Origin of the sequence: Marinifilum sp. RC60d5, assembly GCF_052400665.1 — a bacterium.
In the GTDB taxonomy this organism is placed as follows: domain Bacteria; phylum Bacteroidota; class Bacteroidia; order Bacteroidales; family Marinifilaceae; genus JBQTGK01.
On sequence record NZ_JBQTGK010000011.1, the window covers coordinates 57,496 to 74,602 of the forward strand.

15 protein-coding genes are annotated in these 17,107 nt (G+C 33.3%); 2 read left to right on the forward strand and 13 right to left on the reverse strand.

Annotated features, from left to right (window positions below):
• Positions 1-15: 15 nt before the first annotated feature.
• From ACT3CE_RS16475 to ACT3CE_RS16490, 4 genes are all read right to left on the reverse strand, one after another.
• A complete protein-coding gene (locus tag ACT3CE_RS16475; protein WP_444710870.1) occupies positions 16-1,266 on the reverse strand; it encodes an MFS transporter in 1,251 nt (416 codons plus the stop codon).
• Positions 1,267-1,344: 78 nt separating this feature from the next.
• A complete protein-coding gene (locus ACT3CE_RS16480; RefSeq protein WP_444710871.1) occupies positions 1,345-2,619 on the reverse strand; it encodes a galactokinase in 1,275 nt (424 codons plus the stop codon).
• 28 nt (positions 2,620-2,647) lie between these two features.
• Positions 2,648-3,682 (reverse strand): UDP-glucose 4-epimerase GalE, encoded by a 1,035-nt coding sequence (galE, locus tag ACT3CE_RS16485; RefSeq protein ID WP_444710872.1) that lies wholly within the window; start codon positions 3,680-3,682, stop codon positions 2,648-2,650.
• 2 nt (positions 3,683-3,684) lie between these two features.
• Positions 3,685-4,731: a UDP-glucose--hexose-1-phosphate uridylyltransferase gene (locus tag ACT3CE_RS16490; protein ID WP_444710873.1), complete on the reverse strand. Its 1,047-nt coding sequence runs from the start codon at positions 4,729-4,731 to the stop codon at positions 3,685-3,687.
• Here ACT3CE_RS16490 and ACT3CE_RS16495 point away from each other — a divergent pair.
• Positions 4,730-4,984, forward strand: a complete 255-nt coding sequence (locus tag ACT3CE_RS16495; protein ID WP_444710874.1) for a hypothetical protein — start codon at positions 4,730-4,732, stop codon at positions 4,982-4,984. The genes ACT3CE_RS16490 and ACT3CE_RS16495 overlap by 2 nt on opposite strands.
• 150 nt (positions 4,985-5,134) lie before the next feature.
• Here the strand turns inward: ACT3CE_RS16495 and ACT3CE_RS16500 are convergent, their stop codons facing one another.
• The 8 genes from ACT3CE_RS16500 to ACT3CE_RS16535 all read right to left on the reverse strand — a co-directional run bounded on the left by ACT3CE_RS16500 (position 5,135) and on the right by ACT3CE_RS16535 (position 15,887).
• Entirely contained in the window at positions 5,135-6,148 is a 1,014-nt protein-coding gene (locus ACT3CE_RS16500) for a GntR family transcriptional regulator (RefSeq protein WP_444710875.1), read from the reverse strand.
• 102 nt (positions 6,149-6,250) lie between these two features.
• Positions 6,251-7,153: a substrate import-associated zinc metallohydrolase lipoprotein gene (locus ACT3CE_RS16505; protein ID WP_444710876.1), complete on the reverse strand. Its 903-nt coding sequence runs from the start codon at positions 7,151-7,153 to the stop codon at positions 6,251-6,253.
• Positions 7,153-8,583 (reverse strand): RagB/SusD family nutrient uptake outer membrane protein, encoded by a 1,431-nt coding sequence (locus tag ACT3CE_RS16510; RefSeq protein ID WP_444710877.1) that lies wholly within the window; start codon positions 8,581-8,583, stop codon positions 7,153-7,155. The genes ACT3CE_RS16505 and ACT3CE_RS16510 overlap by 1 nt, the downstream gene beginning before the upstream one ends.
• 9 nt (positions 8,584-8,592) lie before the next feature.
• A complete protein-coding gene (locus ACT3CE_RS16515; RefSeq protein ID WP_444710878.1) occupies positions 8,593-12,222 on the reverse strand; it encodes a SusC/RagA family TonB-linked outer membrane protein in 3,630 nt (1,209 codons plus the stop codon).
• A gap of 123 nt (positions 12,223-12,345) precedes the next feature.
• Positions 12,346-13,515 (reverse strand): FecR family protein, encoded by a 1,170-nt coding sequence (locus ACT3CE_RS16520; protein WP_444710879.1) that lies wholly within the window; start codon positions 13,513-13,515, stop codon positions 12,346-12,348.
• 91 nt (positions 13,516-13,606) lie between these two features.
• Positions 13,607-14,161, reverse strand: a complete 555-nt coding sequence (locus ACT3CE_RS16525) for an RNA polymerase sigma-70 factor (protein ID WP_444710880.1) — start codon at positions 14,159-14,161, stop codon at positions 13,607-13,609.
• A gap of 154 nt (positions 14,162-14,315) precedes the next feature.
• On the reverse strand, positions 14,316-15,497 hold the full coding sequence (locus tag ACT3CE_RS16530; RefSeq protein ID WP_444710881.1) for an aminopeptidase C: 1,182 nt from the start codon (positions 15,495-15,497) through the stop codon (positions 14,316-14,318).
• A gap of 36 nt (positions 15,498-15,533) precedes the next feature.
• Positions 15,534-15,887 (reverse strand): MmcQ/YjbR family DNA-binding protein, encoded by a 354-nt coding sequence (locus tag ACT3CE_RS16535; protein ID WP_444710882.1) that lies wholly within the window; start codon positions 15,885-15,887, stop codon positions 15,534-15,536.
• A gap of 450 nt (positions 15,888-16,337) precedes the next feature.
• Between ACT3CE_RS16535 and ACT3CE_RS16540 the strand changes: the two genes are divergently transcribed.
• Positions 16,338-16,739: a response regulator gene (locus tag ACT3CE_RS16540; RefSeq protein WP_320117620.1), complete on the forward strand. Its 402-nt coding sequence runs from the start codon at positions 16,338-16,340 to the stop codon at positions 16,737-16,739.
• Here the strand turns inward: ACT3CE_RS16540 and ACT3CE_RS16545 are convergent.
• Complete coding sequence (locus tag ACT3CE_RS16545) at positions 16,736-17,101, reverse strand: YraN family protein (protein ID WP_444710883.1); 366 nt, start codon at positions 17,099-17,101, stop codon at positions 16,736-16,738. The two genes, ACT3CE_RS16540 and ACT3CE_RS16545, sit on opposite strands and share 4 nt — an antisense overlap.
• Positions 17,102-17,107 lie beyond the last annotated feature (6 nt).

Sequence of the window (17,107 nt, forward strand, 5' to 3'; positions counted from 1 at the left end):
ATAAATCCGTAAATATTAAGCTACTTGTTTTCTGATTTTGGCACCTTTTAATGCAAAGAAAATAATGTATGCATAAAAGAAAAAGAAAAATAGATAGGCAGCACTATAGTTACATGATGCAGCATCGATTGATCCATCAGGTAATAAAGTACCTGTAGCATCTACCACTTTACCCATGATAAACATCCAAATACCAACAAATACAACACCTGTACAGATAATACCTGAACCTAATTTTGCAGCTGCTGCAGGAATATCTTTCATAGAAAGATCGAAAAGTACCGACCACATAATTGATAAGAATAATCCTTGAGCGATTAATGGCCAAATTGAAAATGCAGAACCTTTAGTTAAAAAGAATGCACCCAACAAAACAACACAAATAAGCGAGTTTACCAATAGAACTTTTGATGCTTCGTATTTCTTTAAAAGACCAGCTCCCAATAATCTACCCACAAAGAAACCTGCAGGATAGAAACCTAAAATCATTGTAGCATAGGCCATTGTTTTTCCTTCAACATTGTATTCGACATAGTTTAAGAAATAGTTACCTACCCCAACTTCAAGTCCCATATACATTCCAATAGCAAGAAAACCAAGAATTAAGTGAGGAAAACTCCACGCACTACGTCCAGCTCCTTCGTTCGAAACATTATCCTCTTCGCCTTCAATGGCAGGAAGATGCATAAAAGTAAGAATTACTGCTGTTAATATGGATATTCCAGCCAATGCAATAAACATTATCTTGGCCATATTTTCATGAACGATAACGTTTCCTTCATTTGATTCAATAATAAATCCACCAATGATTGGAGCCAATACAGCAGCACTTGAATTGATAGCCATAGCTAAAGTTAAACGAGAAGCCGAAGTTTCAGGAGTACCCAAAGCAATTACATAAGGGTTAGCAGCCACTTGCAATACAACCACACCAATAGCTGTAATAAAAAGACCTGCCAATACCATATTGTAACCAATTCCTAATGCAGGAATAAAAATAGCACAACCGATACCTGTTATTACCGAACCAATGATTACACTCATTTTGTAACCAATTTTTTTAACAACTCCACCAACGGGGATGGATATGATATATGCACTAAAGAAAGCCGCACTTACCAACTGAGCTTGACTTTCAGTGATAGAAAACTGCGCTTTCATAAATGGAACCAAGATATTATTAATCCAAGTTACAAATCCTAAAAGGAAAAGTAGAAAGGACATAATTGCAAAAGGAACCGCGTAATTCGTTTTTGAATTTCCCATGATGATTGTATAAATGTTTTTTATAGAATACAAAAGCAGTTGGATAAACGAATCTACCCAACTACCTAATTCATTTTATTATAATTTTACTTTAACTGATCCTTCAGCTCTAATGAATAATTTATGACAATTACCTTTACCAAATACAGGTTCTAAAGTCGAAATGTAATCTTCCAATAGATCATTAGGAACGAAAGCCTGAATTGTACCTGCAAATCCACCACCATGAACACGCCATGCACCTTTACCTTTAAGTACTTGTTCACTTAAAGCCAATGCAAGAGCTACACTTTGATATTCAGGTTGTCCACCAACAAATATATTTTGATTGTACATGTATGAGCTAAATCCCGACTCAATTACAAGACCTAAGAATTTCTGGAATTCGTTAGCCTCTAAAGCAGCAACCTGATCAACTACACGAGCATTATCTCCTTGAAAGTGCATAGAACGAAGAATAGCACGATCGCCAACTTTTTCACGAATAGTTGGAATCCCTTTTATCACATCATCCATAGAAAGAGGACGAAGAACTTCCTGGCCTAGTTCTTTCGCTACTGCTTTCATTTCTCCTGGAAGAGAATTGTATTCAGCATCTAATCCGCCATGACTACCACCTGTATTAGTGATTACCAATGAATATCCTGTTTTAGCAAAATCAAAATCCAAAGCTTTTACGATAGGATTCTCAGGATTTTCAAAATCGATAGTAATAAAACCACCTACTGCACATGCTGTTTGATCCATTAATCCACAAAATTTCTTACAAGCATGCTCAGCTTTCTGACCAATTTTTGCATTGTCAACTGGATCTAATTTACCATCGTTAAACAAATGACTGAAAATAGCACCAATCAACACTTCGAAAGAAGCAGATGAACTTAATCCTGATCCTTCAGGAACAGCACCATCAATAACAGCATCGAAACCAGAAACTTCAAGTCCTAATTCTTTAATACCTGCAGCAATTGAACGAACTAAATTGGTTGGCGTTACTTCAAATTCAGTAACTTCAAGATTCGATAAATCTACTTCGAATGGAGGGAAACCAACTGAATTAATACGAACTACATTGGTACCATTCGCAGCAGCAACAGCAATATTATCTAAATTTACAGCACCTGCTAAAACTCTACCCAACTGATGATCAGTATGATTACCACCAACCTCGGTACGACCTGGAGAACTGAATAAACTTGCCTCATCGCTACCAAAAGCAGTTTGAAAATCTGCCAATTGCTTTAAATAACGATCTGCTTGCATTTTTAATACTGCTTCATCGTTTCCGTATAAAGCTGTGAAGGCTTTATTATTGCCTCCATTAAGTTTTTCGATTATTGTACTTATTTTCATCTTCGTATATTTTAATAAATTGTAGTTCTTAATTTTTAATCGATGCTCTGTAATTATTCTCCCAATCCCATGCCGATTTGGTCATTTCATCCAATGTTTTTTCAGCTTTCCAACCTAAAACGGTATTGCCAATAGTTGTATCGGCCCAAATTTTAACAATATCACCAGCTCTTCGTGGAGCAACTACATAATTTAATTTCTCGCCTGATGTTTTTTCGAATGATTTAATTACTTCGAACACAGAAAAACCATTACCTGTTCCAATATTGAACATCTCGTAAGAAGATTCATTTCTACCTTCGATCATGCGCTCTATAGCAATAATATGAGCCTTAGCTAAATCAACAACATGAATATAATCGCGAATACAAGATCCATCAGGTGTATCATAGTCGTCGCCAAATACACTTAACTGATCGCGCAAGCCATAAGCAGTTTGAGTAATAAAAGGCATTAAGTTAGCAGGAACACCAATTGGCAATTCACCAATAAGACCTGAATGATGTGCTCCAATTGGATTAAAATAGCGCAGTGCAATTCCTTTAATTTTTGCACCCGAAGCGATTGTATCTTTTAGGATATTTTCATTTACCTGCTTGGTATATCCATAAGGAGATTCTGCAGGCTTCACAGGTGCATTTTCAGTTACAGGTAACTCATCTGGTTGCCCATAAACAGTGCAAGACGATGAGAATACAAAATTCTCAATTTCATATTTCTTCATTCCCTCCAATAAATTTAGCATGGTAACTAAATTATTGCGGTAATAGTGCAAAGGAATGTTTACTGATTCACCAACCGCTTTTGCAGCTGCAAAATGAATAATTCCTTTTAAATCATTATTCTCAGCAAAGAATGCATCCAGTTTTACCTGATCAAGCAAATCCATTTCATAAAACTTAGGACGAATTCCCGTAATTTTTTCAATGCTATCAATAACTCTTACTTCTGAGTTCGATAAATTATCAATAATTACAACTTCGTATCCTTTGTTTATTAATTCAACTGTTGTATGAGAACCAATGTATCCGGTTCCTCCAGTTACTAATATCTTTCCCTTCATGATTATTTTTGCTTGTAATGTATATCAGGTAATTCTCTTAATCTTTTGGCAGCACCTTCAGCAGTAATATCTCTTTGTGGTGTACCCAACATTTCATATCCAACCATAAATTTTTTAACGCTAGCCGAGCGTAACAATGGTGGATAGAAATGCATGTGCAGGTGCCATTCAGGATGCTCTTCTCCATCGGTAGGAGCTTGATGTACTCCCGCTGAATAAGCAAAAGAAACTTCAAATAAATTATCGTATTTAATTGTAAGTTTCTTATAAATATCGGCTAAACCAGTTCTTTCCTCATCGGTTAATTCTAACAAGCTAGAAACTGCTCTTTTACTAATAATCATGGTTTCGAATGGCCAAACTGCCCAAAAAGGAACCAAAGCAATAAATGAATCATTTTCTACTACAATTCTCTCCTTCTTTTCCAATTCGCTAGTCAAATAATCGAATAACATGGTGCGTCCGTGCTTCTCGAAATATTCTTTCTGAGTTTCTGTTTCCTTTGAAGTTTCAAGCGGAATTAATCCTGAAGCCCAAATTTGTCCGTGCGGGTGAGGATTGGAACATCCCATGATTGCACCCTTATTTTCAAAAATCTGCACGTAACCTATGTCTTCACGATCGCCCAGTTCTTTATATTCTTTACACCAAAGATCAACTACTTTACGGATATTTTCCACTTTCATTTCAGGAACCGTAAGACTATGATCAGGGCTAAAACAAATTACTTTACAAACTCCTGATTCACTTTCTGCTTTAAACAAGTCGCCGTCGGCATATTCTCCTTTTGGAGTATCCTGTAAAAGTGCACTAAAGTCATTCTGAAAAGAATACACATCCTCGTAATTAGGATTCTTTTCTCCTCCAATTCTATCGTTTCCCGGACACAAGTAACAGTTTGGATCGTGAGAAGGACGTTTTTCTTCTACAACTTTCTCTACCTGTCCTTGCCAAGGTCTTTTAGATCTGTGTGGTGAAACCAATATCCATTCTCCTGTTAATGGATTGTATCTACGATGCGGATTTTCGATGTAATCAAACTTTTTCATGAGTAGTAAATTATTAAATATGAACGATGAATTGATATTCACCCCAACTATATTCAATTCAAAATTCTTTAAATATTTTATTTCTAATACTTTATACGAGTTGAGTTCTGTCGGGCTAAATTCACCTAAATTAGCTATCGATGGAGGGATGATTGCCTCATTAGTTGCCCGACATCAAGCAACTCGTTCATTGTACTTTCTATTTAAAACACTAATTATACCTTCCTGTATCGTAAACCTTTTCGATTTCTAATTTTTAAATCCGTCGATCTACAATATTTATCTTACTGGTTGGTACTGGTTGGTAAATTTATATTTTTTTTATTAAAATACAAAAGATCAAAATAAATAAAGCTCTGATTCCTAAGAATCAGAGCTTTTAATATCATCTACAAGTCAGGTTTTATAACGAATTCCGTCTTATTAAACTTGAATTATTTTCAATTAATTCTTTTTTTGAATTTAGAACCATATCTGCCAAAATTTTTCCCATCTCTTTAAAATCTGTACTTATTGTAGTTATCCCATCTACAACAATTTCTTTTAAAGGAGTATCATTATAAGAGATAATTCCCAAATCTGCACCAATGCTAAGATTTTCCTTTTTTGCCTCTTTTACAAGAGTTACCAAATCGATATCGTTGGGAACAATATACACTTCGCCGGCATTAATTTGCTGCTCTTTTAGGCTGTTGATAACCTCAAATTCCCATTTACCCTTATAAGTATTGATAAATTTTTTAAATCCTTTTAATTGTCCAAGCGGCTCTTTTCCTCCTGGATATACAAAGAAAATTTTCTTGTATTTTTCCAGTAAATCGACTCCCGACTCTAAAGCATTAAAAATATCTTTCTCGAAATTCTGATATACTGCAGGATAATATTTCTTTAATGTTGGATTCGTTTGATCGAGCATATATACTTTATCCTGAGGTAAGTTTTTTAATACATTGTATGCATCGTTAAACTTTGCGGGCATAATTACATAAGAGGTATATTTACCGTTACTATTCTCAATTAACTCTTTAAATACCGATCGGTTAAAGTGATGGAAATATATATCAACAGAAACATCACCTCCCAAATGTTCTAGAAAGGCATTGTATAAAATCTCTTTAAACACATTAAACTCCTCGAACAATAGAAATATTTTTTGCTTAAATTTAGTGGCGGTACTTTCTAAATAATATCCTTTTCCCGGAACTGAAGAGACAATTCCTTTTGCTTTTAACTCATTAAAAGCAACCAAAACAGTATCTCTCGATAAGCTAAACTCTTTGCAAATTGAATTGATTGATGGCAAGCGATCACCAATCGAAATATCACCATTTTCAATAGATTGAAACAGAGAATTAATAAGCTGTTTGTATTTAGGTGTTCCCGACTCACTTGATACTTGAAAAATTCCGGACGGCATATTATTTGTATTTTAATGTAAATGTTACAGATACAAATATATAAAATTTCATACCGATACGCACTGGTAGGGTTAATTTCGTTTAAATTAAGTAGAATATTTTTAATTAATGATTTGAATTTTAGATTGAATTGTATCTCTTAAATCCTCTAAGTTGATATTAAAATTCTCAGAATAAAAATTCTTGGCAAGTTCTAATTTTTGGCTAATTAGTATACGTCCGGCATTTATTTCTTCACATAGCTCCTGATCAGAATATTCAGAACAATCGAAATATTCGAGGTATAAAGAATTAAAGCTTTCGGGATCTTCAACTAAATACAGAGAAACTAACTGACAAAAATCCTCATACTCATTATTAGTAGCATAAGGAGTTAACATTCCCCTTTTTATAGCATCAGCATAAGATACCCCATTGCTCCAGCCTTGTCCCAAATATCCTTTATCAGAAATGGTATTAAAACCTGCTGGCAGTTCGTAATTTTGAAGCAAAATATGGTTAAATTCGTGATGCATACTTATTAATTGCTGCAAAATCCAATTTTTATCCTCTAAATCAAAAACATTTAAATTAGATAAACTTAAGCGTGAACCAGACTCTTCGTAGGCAATTATCCGTGTGCCACTGTTATTATAAATATACGATCCAAGAAATACTATTTCCTTAGGAATATATTCTCTAATAAATGTCTCCGAATCATCGGAAAGTACAATAAAAGGATTAATCCATAAATTTTCAATTAGCTTTATTACTGGAATTACGAGGTCCTCATCAATTGCCGAAGCAGTTTGTCCTTTGCTCAAAAAGCGGTCATCCCATCTCCATCGAATGGCAGTACCATAATTATTCAAAATGTTTTCTCTTATATAAATATCATTAGGATGCTCAGACAATTGTTCCTCTGGAGCTTCATAGTTAACCTGATCGGCAGAATTGCAAGCAGATAGAATGAAAACTAAAAAATTGAGAGATATCCACAATATGTTATTCTTACGATTTGTCATTACTCTCTTAAATTAGGTTCTAAACCATTATTTATGGCCGTTTGTGGTATTTGAACTGCAGTTTTGTTATCACCAGCTTGTAAATTAATAACTTCTCCGCCTAAGGTAATGTGGGTAACAGGAATAGAAAACCTTTTAATATCGAACCACCTCAGAGCTTCATCAACAAATTCTTTTCTTCTCTCATCAATTAAAAAAGAGAGCATTGCTTTTTTTGTGTCTGATTCCGAATAGTAGCTTTTAATAAGATCCAAATCTACAAGACCTCCATTTTCATACCTTTTTGCTGCCAGCACATGATAATCGTCCAAAGCTCTCTGAAATTCGCCAGTCATAATAAACGCTTCCATTCTATTTAGTAAAACCTCTTCACCTTTTAATTCGCACTGAATAAAATAGGGCAAGCCTGTATCATTAGTGGTATATCGAAATAGCTCATTATATTTAGGAGCAAACACAGCGCTTGTTCCCAAGCTCCATTGCTGATTTCTTATATCACTTTCGGCTTGTAAGTTATTCGAAAAAATCTCTGCATACTTCTCAGAATTACTTCTGTACCCATAATTTTCACGCGCAAAAAATGTTTCTTTTCTAATTAACAATAGATTTCCAATTTCTTTGGAATCAGAATATTTTGCAGCCATTTCATCAAAAGTAGTTCCCTTAAATATCTGATACAAATCCCGAACATATTCCGAATTTGCCTGACCGTCACCTAATATTTTGTTACAATACAACTTGCACTTATCATATTCTTTTCTAAACAAATAAAATCGCGCCGCAAAAGCATACGCAGCCTCCTTTGTAAAATGATATTTATTAGACTCAACATAAGAATAATCAGACAAATACCTCAAACCTATTAGTAAATCTCTTTCTATTAAATTATAAACCTGCTGTACCGATTGTCGCGTATATTTTTTTAGAAACTCATCTTCAACTTCCTCTACATAAGGAATACCAATATCGGTACCTGCACTTGCAGAATTATAGTGCTTTGCAAACACATTAACTAACAAAAAGTGGTTGTAAGCTCTACTTATCAGCGCTTCACCTTTTACTGCTGATCTTAATGCTTCATCGCCTTCGATATCATCAATTACCGCTAAGCCTTCATTGGTATGTGCAATGGCGTAATACGCATAACTCCAAAAATAAGTGGGAGACTCTTGTGCTTCGTAAGAATCTATCGGCTCCCATCCAAATGCTTCGCTCATGTGTTCCTGCTGGGTATTATCATCTATAGCAGTAACATTATCTGTCATCCACTCAACAAATAAATAAGTTGCCTGATTATATGAATTAGCCACTAAATCGGAAACATCCTCTAATGTTTCAATTTCCTTTCTGTCGTCAGGATTTTCATCCAGATACTTATCGCAGGATAAGCAAAAGAAACAAACCAATATAAGTGCGACTACATTTTTCATGATTGCAAATTAAAAATTTAAATTTACTGAAAATGTATAAGTACGAGCCATTGGCAATGAAATTCCTCCAGATTGAAAATATTCCGGATCAATTCCATTTAGTTTACTATCGGAATATAGTAATGCTAAATTATAAGCCTGAAAACGCAGGTTAGCAGAATTTATAAAGCCATTCTTTAGCCAATTTTGAGGAATTTGATAATCTAAACTTACATCTTTTAATCTAACAAAACCTCCATCAGCAACTCTAACATCACTTTTATTATACAATTGGTATGGATTTAAACCTGCATCGCTTAATTGCTCGGAGAATTGCCAACTTAAAATAGCTGGAATATTAGTAGAATTTTCATCTCCCGAGGATCTCCATCGATCTTTTAATCCACCTGGTAGACTGGAATAATCGTCATAAGAATCGCTATACGCATCTTCCAATCTTATTTTATTTCCATATCGAAAATGAATACCCACTGATAAAGAAAAATTATTATAGCTAAAAGTATTATTTAAACCGCCAAAACCCCTGGGTGTTACAGGTCCTTCGTATTTAAGATACTTAAGAATATCCAATCTGTTCTGCAAATTAATTTTTTGGGTAAGTTCTCCATCTGGTCCATAAAATTGAGGAACTCCATTTGTATCGAGACCGGCAAAAGGAATAGAAAATAAACTCCCTGCTGAGTAATCTTTTAGGTTTGTTCCGAGCGATTGTATGGCATCGGCAATTCTGGGTTCATCTGAATACTCTGTAATTTTATCTTTTGAATAACTAAAAGTAAATTTTGTGCTCCAGGAAAATTTTTCCTTGTTTATATTTTTAGTAAAAACTGTGGCCTCAAAACCATCCATTTTTAACTCTCCAACATTACCATATTTATAGGTTTCTCCGCCTATTCCGCTTGTTGTAAGCAATCCAAGTAAATCTTTAGAATATCTTTTATAATATTCTAAATCTAAATAAATACGATTGTTTATTAATCCCAGTTCAAATCCAAAATTAAATTCATACAATTTTTCCCACCTTAAATTCTTGTTAGCCAGATTTTCGATATACAGAACCGATTCCCTATCATTTTCATTTGGTCGCAAAGGCTCATAATCTCTTAACACCAATGATTTGCTTGCCCCAATGCCATTATCGCCCGATAAACCATAAGTCGCCTTTACCTTAAAAAGATCTATAAAACTGTATTTACTCATGAATTTTTCGGCGTGCAAATTCCAGGCTAAGCTAAAGTTCCAGGTTGGTAAATAGCGCGATTTAGCAATTTTCCCCTGCCTGTTATCTCCATCAAACCGGAAAGTTGCATTGAAAATATATTTCCCCAAATATGAGTATGAGCCTGTAGCAAATGCACCTATAAATCTATACCGATCGTCGGTATCATAGAAATAATCTAAATCCCTAAAAACGAGATATCGCTTAAAGTTAGGATCACTAACAACCAATCCTCCTTTATCGTACAAATAACCCCATGTCTCTTTATAAATTTCTGATCGGTTAGTATATCTTACTTCTTGTCCAATAAGAAAATTAGTAATATGCTCATCACTAAATTTAGGACTCCATTCCACTATATTTCTCATAAAATAACTAGTTAATGAGTTTTTTGTGGTATTGTAAAATCCCCCTTGAGGCAATACTGTATATGGATCCTTTTCTGGTGCTTCCGGATCATCAAATAAATATTTGTTAGAATTTACAAACAAAGGATTATCTGCTCTATATACTTCAGCCTGATTAGATGATTCATGAATTTTTTGTTCGCGCAGAGTATTTACCCAGCGCCCCTGAAATATTGATTTAACTTTTAATCGCGAATTAACTTTATATTGCAAATCGCCTTGAAATAAAAAGTCATCAACATCAATATTTACATAGTTATGATTTAACTCGTAAAGAATATTAAATGGGGCATAATCGTGTCTGAAGTATTCCAAATCACCATTATCGTCATAAGGTCGAATACTTCGGCCTGTATACAAAGCATAATTAAATGGATTAATATCAAAGTTTCTTTCGTAAACACCCGTAATTGGCTCAAATTTACGATCTCTTGATCCGGGCAATTGCTGATCACGTATATTCCCCGATAATTTAAAACCAAGTTTAAATTTTTCAGAAATATCGAAATCACCCTTTATGCTAGCAGTATAATTTTTAATCTTATCGGATACTGTTTGTCCCGCATCATTATAAAAACCAATGGAAGAAAATAAACGAGAATGATCTGAACCACCACTAATACCAAATGAATGTTGCTGAGATAAGGAATTGCGAAATAATACATCGAACCAATCGGTATTGCTATTGGCATATTTCGATAAAAAATCGTAGTTCAATCCTCCATCGGGTCCCCACGACAATTCGTTATTTGCAATTAAATGAAACATTTTACTTAATGCTCCACGATTTGAAGCACTTGCGGCGGTAGAAATATCAATCCAATCTTTATCATATAATTCCTGATAAACCTCCATCTCTTTATCAGAAGTCAATACATCGAACTGAGAATAACTTGGCTTTTGCTTTATACTTACACTTCCCGAATATGATACTGTAGGTTTTCCTCTTTTCCCTTTTTTTGTAGTAATAACAATAACGCCATTCATAGCTTTTGCACCGTAAAGTGCAGTTGCCGAAGCATCTTTCAAAATTTGATAAGATTCTATATCATAAGGATTGATTCCAAGCAAGCCAGAACTTAAAACTGTGGATAAATTTCCGGATGTTAAATCATCGTTAGTGAGTTCAATAATATCTTCCAGAACAACACCATCAACCACCCAAAGAGGTTTATTACTCCCATTAACCGAAGCATTTCCTCTAATTCGAACAATAGGAGCCGTTCCAAAAGTTCCAGAAATATTTTCAATTTGCATTCCTGCAACATGCCCTTGTAAAAAACGACTTGCATCGGGTATTCCATTTAATTCTATCTGTTTTTGATATATTTTAGACGCTGCTCCTGTAAATAACTTTCTATCAATTTTCTGATAGCCAGTTGTCACAACAACTTCGAGCAATTTTTCATCTGTATAATCTAAAACAGCATCTACTATTTCTTGATCTCCAATACTAATTTCTCTGGTTTTCATTCCTATAAACGAAAACACTAAAATACCATTAGAATTATTGTGTTGTAACAAAGAATAGTTACCATTAATATCGGTAGATGTACCAAAATTTGTCCCCTTAAATAAAACAGAAACACCCGGCAGTAATACGCCATTAGCATCGGTAACACGCCCACGAAGTTTTTTTACATATCGATCTGATTGAAAGGTTTTTATTTTATATGTTTGAAGATCAGAAATCGGTTTTATAATAATAAGCCTATTGCGTATTTCGTAAGTTAAGCCACTCTTAGAAAGACAATCTGTTAAAATGTCTTCAACACTTTTAGGAGTTCCGTTAAGCTTCAACCCTTTAAGCTTTTTAATATCATCAACATTATACAGGAAAGTGTAGTTGGTATTTTCTTTTATTGCAGACATGATTTGAATCAATGTTGCACTTTTCATTCGTAGCTCCAACTTTTTTTCCTGCGACTGAGCACTTACATATAAACCCGTAAAACACATTAGCAGGAAAAAAAACAGAAGTCTTAGCACAAAAATCTCTTTTCTTTTCTGCATAAAAGACTAATTCCGATTTTTTTTCATAATTTTGAGTGTGATTTGGTTAGTATTTCATTTCTGTAATTACAGAAATGTTTATTGGCTTTGTCCGGGGTTTGTGGCAGCAAATCCCGGTTTTTTTTATATGCTATCCACCATTAATTTTCTCCCTTTAATGGTAAATTTCACTTTATGTGTTATTTCTATCAATTCAAGAATTTCATTAATTTCCTCATATCTGTTTAAATCTCCCGAAAATCTTAAAGATTTACATGATTTATCCAGAAATAAAACATCAACATCATACCACCTCGACAAACGACTCATTATACTCTCAAGACTCTCATCCTCAAAAACAAAGCGTCCATCTTTCCAGGCTGTAAATAGTTTTGAATCAACTGTTCTTTTTTCAAACTTTCCTGTTGTGTGGTTGATGTAAAATTGTTCATTCGGAATCAATTTTTCCTGCTTCCCAATCAACTCATCACTTACTTCAACTATTCCCTCCTCTAATGTAGTTACAATTTTATCTAAATACGCGTTTACATTAAACGAAGTACCCAATACTTTAACCTGAGCTTTATTTAGATCAACAACAAAAGGATGAACCGAATCTTTAGCCACCTGAAAGTAAGCTTCCCCTTGCAACTCAACTTTTCTGATTTTAGATCCAAATTGTGATGGATACCTAAGCTTAGAACTGGAATTTAGCCACACTTTAGTTCCATCCATAAGTGTCAACTTATATTCTCTCCCCGAGGGAATAATAATTGTATTGTAAGATAATTGATTTGTCCCTTCAGTCTGTGATAACTTTTCGTAGGTCAGTTCATAAGAATCATTAGAAATAGCAACTCCATTTTCATTTAAAGTAAGTTTTTCAGCCAACTCATATCTTTGTCCATTTCCTAAAACAAGAATAGCCTGTTTATTTCCATAAAGAGCTTTATTAGGCATATTGATATGACTCTCCTCATTTAAATTAGAAAAGAATAAACTCGTTCCCAAAGCGATAATTAAAACTGCAGCAATTGCAATTAAATTATTTTTTATTTTTCGAGATCTGTTCTTTGCAAGTCTCGATTGTATTTTTCCCCAAATCTCTTCTTTATTTGTATTTTCAAGTTGTAATTCACGTAAATCATTTTTCCTTCCCGGATTTTTAGAAAGATTTTGGAACAAAAGCTGATTCTCTTTTTTTTCGTGTTTCCAATCTTCGAGGTACTGCTCTTCCTCTTTTGTTAAGCGACTTTCAAGTCTCTTCACAATAAGATCAGCAATTTTAAATCTCGAATGCAAACTATTCTTCATTTCTTTTTACTTGGAGTTATACAATATAAGAACAGGTAAACTAAAAAAACAGGTGACAAAAAGAATCTTTTTTTTAAATATTCGTTGTCTTCTACATAAAGAAAAGCATTGTGAATAAATCTTTTAAATTCTCTTTTAAAAATTTGTTAGCTCTCTGTTTTTGTGTTTTTACTGTATTCACAGATATATTTAAATCTTCGGCAATTTCGGCATTTTTTAATCCCTTAAGGCTTAATAAATATATTTTGCGAGCAGATTCTGGCAGTTTTTGAAAAGTTTCGGCAATCATACGATTTACCTCCTCTTCAATTACATTGTTCAGAAAATAATCATTGCTACTCACATCAGTATCGGCATTTTTCTCATATTTTTGAGTTACTTTCTGATGATCGATATAGTTAAGACAAGCATTACGTACCGATTTATATAGAAAAGCTTTTAAAGTAGCTTCATGATAAAAAGATTTCCTTCTTTCCCATAGCTTAATAAAACTTTCCTGAACCAAATCTTCTACTGCTTCGCTATTGGGAATAAATTTAAGACCAAAAAGAAATAGAGCATCAAAATATTTATCGTACAAATTTTTAAAAGCAGATTCTTTTCCACTTCTAAATTTATCGATTGCTATTTCGGTGATTAGGGTCATAGGAACTATTTTATGGGCAAACAATATTATAAAATAATTTCTGAATACCAATGATGTATTAGGCTCTGTTTCTTAAAAAGGAGAAACAGAGCCTAATTAAAACCATAAAAAAAGGGTGCCGAAAAGACACCCTAGAAACAAAAAATATTCTTTTTTACAATCCTAATTTCTTTTTCATATCTTTTGATAAAGCATCTTTATGAACCATAATAGCTACCGTTTTTAATCTTACATAAGCTTCACTCATATTTAGATATCCTCCGAATTTATTACTATCGTCAGCCCACGAATTCTTTGTCCTGTAATAAAGAGTTCCATTCTGGTCTTTTACAATGCCTGTTAAATGCATTAAATGATCATCAGTAGTTTCATAATTATCGAAAGTTTCCTGACGAAGTTCCTGATTCACTTTAGGTTCAGACATATTTACTGTTAGCTTCTCCCTTTTATTTTCAATCCCATCTTCCCATTTAGCAATTTCAGAATTACTCATGTCTGTTTCCTTAAGCGCTGGCAAAACAGCATATCCTTTGCGATGTGAAAAACCTTTTTCACTTACATCACCATCCCAACATACCGAATAACCACAATTTAATGCATTATTAATTACATCCATCAGTTCATCAACTGGTAAATTATAATATAAATCATCAGACCAATTATCCGGAATTTCTAAATTTATGGCTGTATAATATGGATGATGATTATATGAAGTTAATTCTACATAATCATCATAATTAATACCTAATTTCTCAACAAAACTCTGAGGTGTATATTCTTTACCCTCGTACTTAAATGTTTTTGTTAATTCCCCCATATAAGTATCTAAAACACCATTAACGGAGGCCAACCAAACAGGTGTAATTTTTTTATTTGGATTTTTTACAATTTCATCTATCATGGCTTTCGTAGAATTCACCATTTCGCTATGAATATGATAGCTACTGCCATATTTATTACCTTGATATACACTTTCGGGAACAATTCCTTTTGTTTTCATTACATTAAAAACATCATGCGCCTGTCCTCCTTCACTAAAATTACCTTTACCATGTAGTCGAAAATAGCGCTTTGCCTTTTGAGTATATGCTGCACGAACAACATACATTTCAGATAAATCAAGTTCAGGACCTCCCATTCTAAGTAATTCAGTTTCTATAAATGATGTTGTTGCATAACACCAGCATGTTCCTGTACTTTGCTGATTTTTTACGGGTGTTGTTTTCACCTCAGTAATTGTAGTAAACTTTTTATCCTTGTTGTCTTTGCTCTGAGCATTCACTAGGGTAAGGCTACATAAAGCAATGCAAACACTTACAAATAATAATTTTTTCATCAGTTAGTTTTATATTTGTTGGTAAGAAAATTCTACTTACAAGTTCTTAAGTTCCTCCTGTTTTCTCTTACTTAATTTTTGAACCACCAAATCATACGATTCATCAATCCATTCTTTTAATAAATTATCAGCTACAATATCATCAATAATTACGGTATTCCAATGTTTTTTATTCATATGATATCCCGGAATAACAAACGAATACATTTCACGTAATTCAATAGCTTTTTCAGGATCCGATTTTACATTCACACTTAAATCTCCACTTATATTAGTCAGCAAAAAGATCTTGTCCATGACTTTAAAAACAAGAGTTTCTTCATCAAAAGGGAATCCTTCGGTAACTGCTTTTTTCGATAAACAATAAATCCTAAGCTCTTCTATATTCATTACATCTATTTTATACTTGCATTAATTATTCTTTCTGAATTTTAAACACAAATTTACGAACGCTTAAAATTAATGGAATTAAAGAAATAATCGCATAATTAACATCCATATTAGAATTTTAAATACACCTATTTGGTCTATAAACTTACTCTTTTCTTTAACCTAATAGTAATTTTTGATAAAATGACTTTAATTAACCATTAAAAAAAGCCGACATACTGTCAACCTGCTAATAAAGCTGTTTAATTAACAGTAAATTCAATTTATGTTCATAGCAAAACATACTTTTAAAAAACTCTAAAACAGCCTATTCTTAATAAACACGAGTCGTATTTATGCTGAAAAAGAAGCAGTTTAAAAACCGGCATTAAAAATTGTTTTTTTTAGTTGCCGCAATCTTCGTATATTTATTTCAAAGAAGTAGCTATTAATAAACGTATATTTTTAATCATGGATCAGATAGGATACTCGCAAAAGTACAACTGGAAAGACAAACGAATTCTGATAGTTGAGGATGAAGAGATTAACAATATGTTTTTCGATGCAGCTCTTAGCAGAACCGAATCAGAATTATTATGGGCTAAAAATGGTAAAGAAGCTGTCGATATTATTGAAGTTTCGAAAGATGTTGATGTTATTCTTATGGACATTCGTTTACCAATAATGGATGGTTGTGAAGCAACTAGAAGAATTAAAAAAAGCCATAAAGAAATTCCTATTATTGCCCAAACAGCTTATGCTTTAGAAGGCGATCGCGAAAGAATTATGGATGCTGGCTGTGATGATTATCTCGCAAAACCAATACGTTTTGAAGAACTACTGTCTACTATAGACAAGTATTTAGCTGATTAATCTATAGGAGCAATAAATGCATTCTCGATATGTTCTATGGTAAATTTATCATCCTTTTTTATTACACTTATTACATCAAACCTAACCTCTTTTTCAATTTCTTTTAAATCGACATAAGCTTGAGTTGCTTTAACCAAAAATTTAATTTTAGATAATGTAACCGCATCAGCAGGATGCTCAAAATAATCTGTTGATCTTGATTTTACTTCTACAACTACTAAAAAATCATCCTTAAAAGCAACTATATCAAGTTCTTTTTTCTGATAAATCCAGTTTCTATCTACTATTTGATAGCCTTTTTTTAACAAATACTTAGCGGCAATATTTTCGCCTAAGTTACCTAAATCGTTGTGCTTTGCCATAACCAA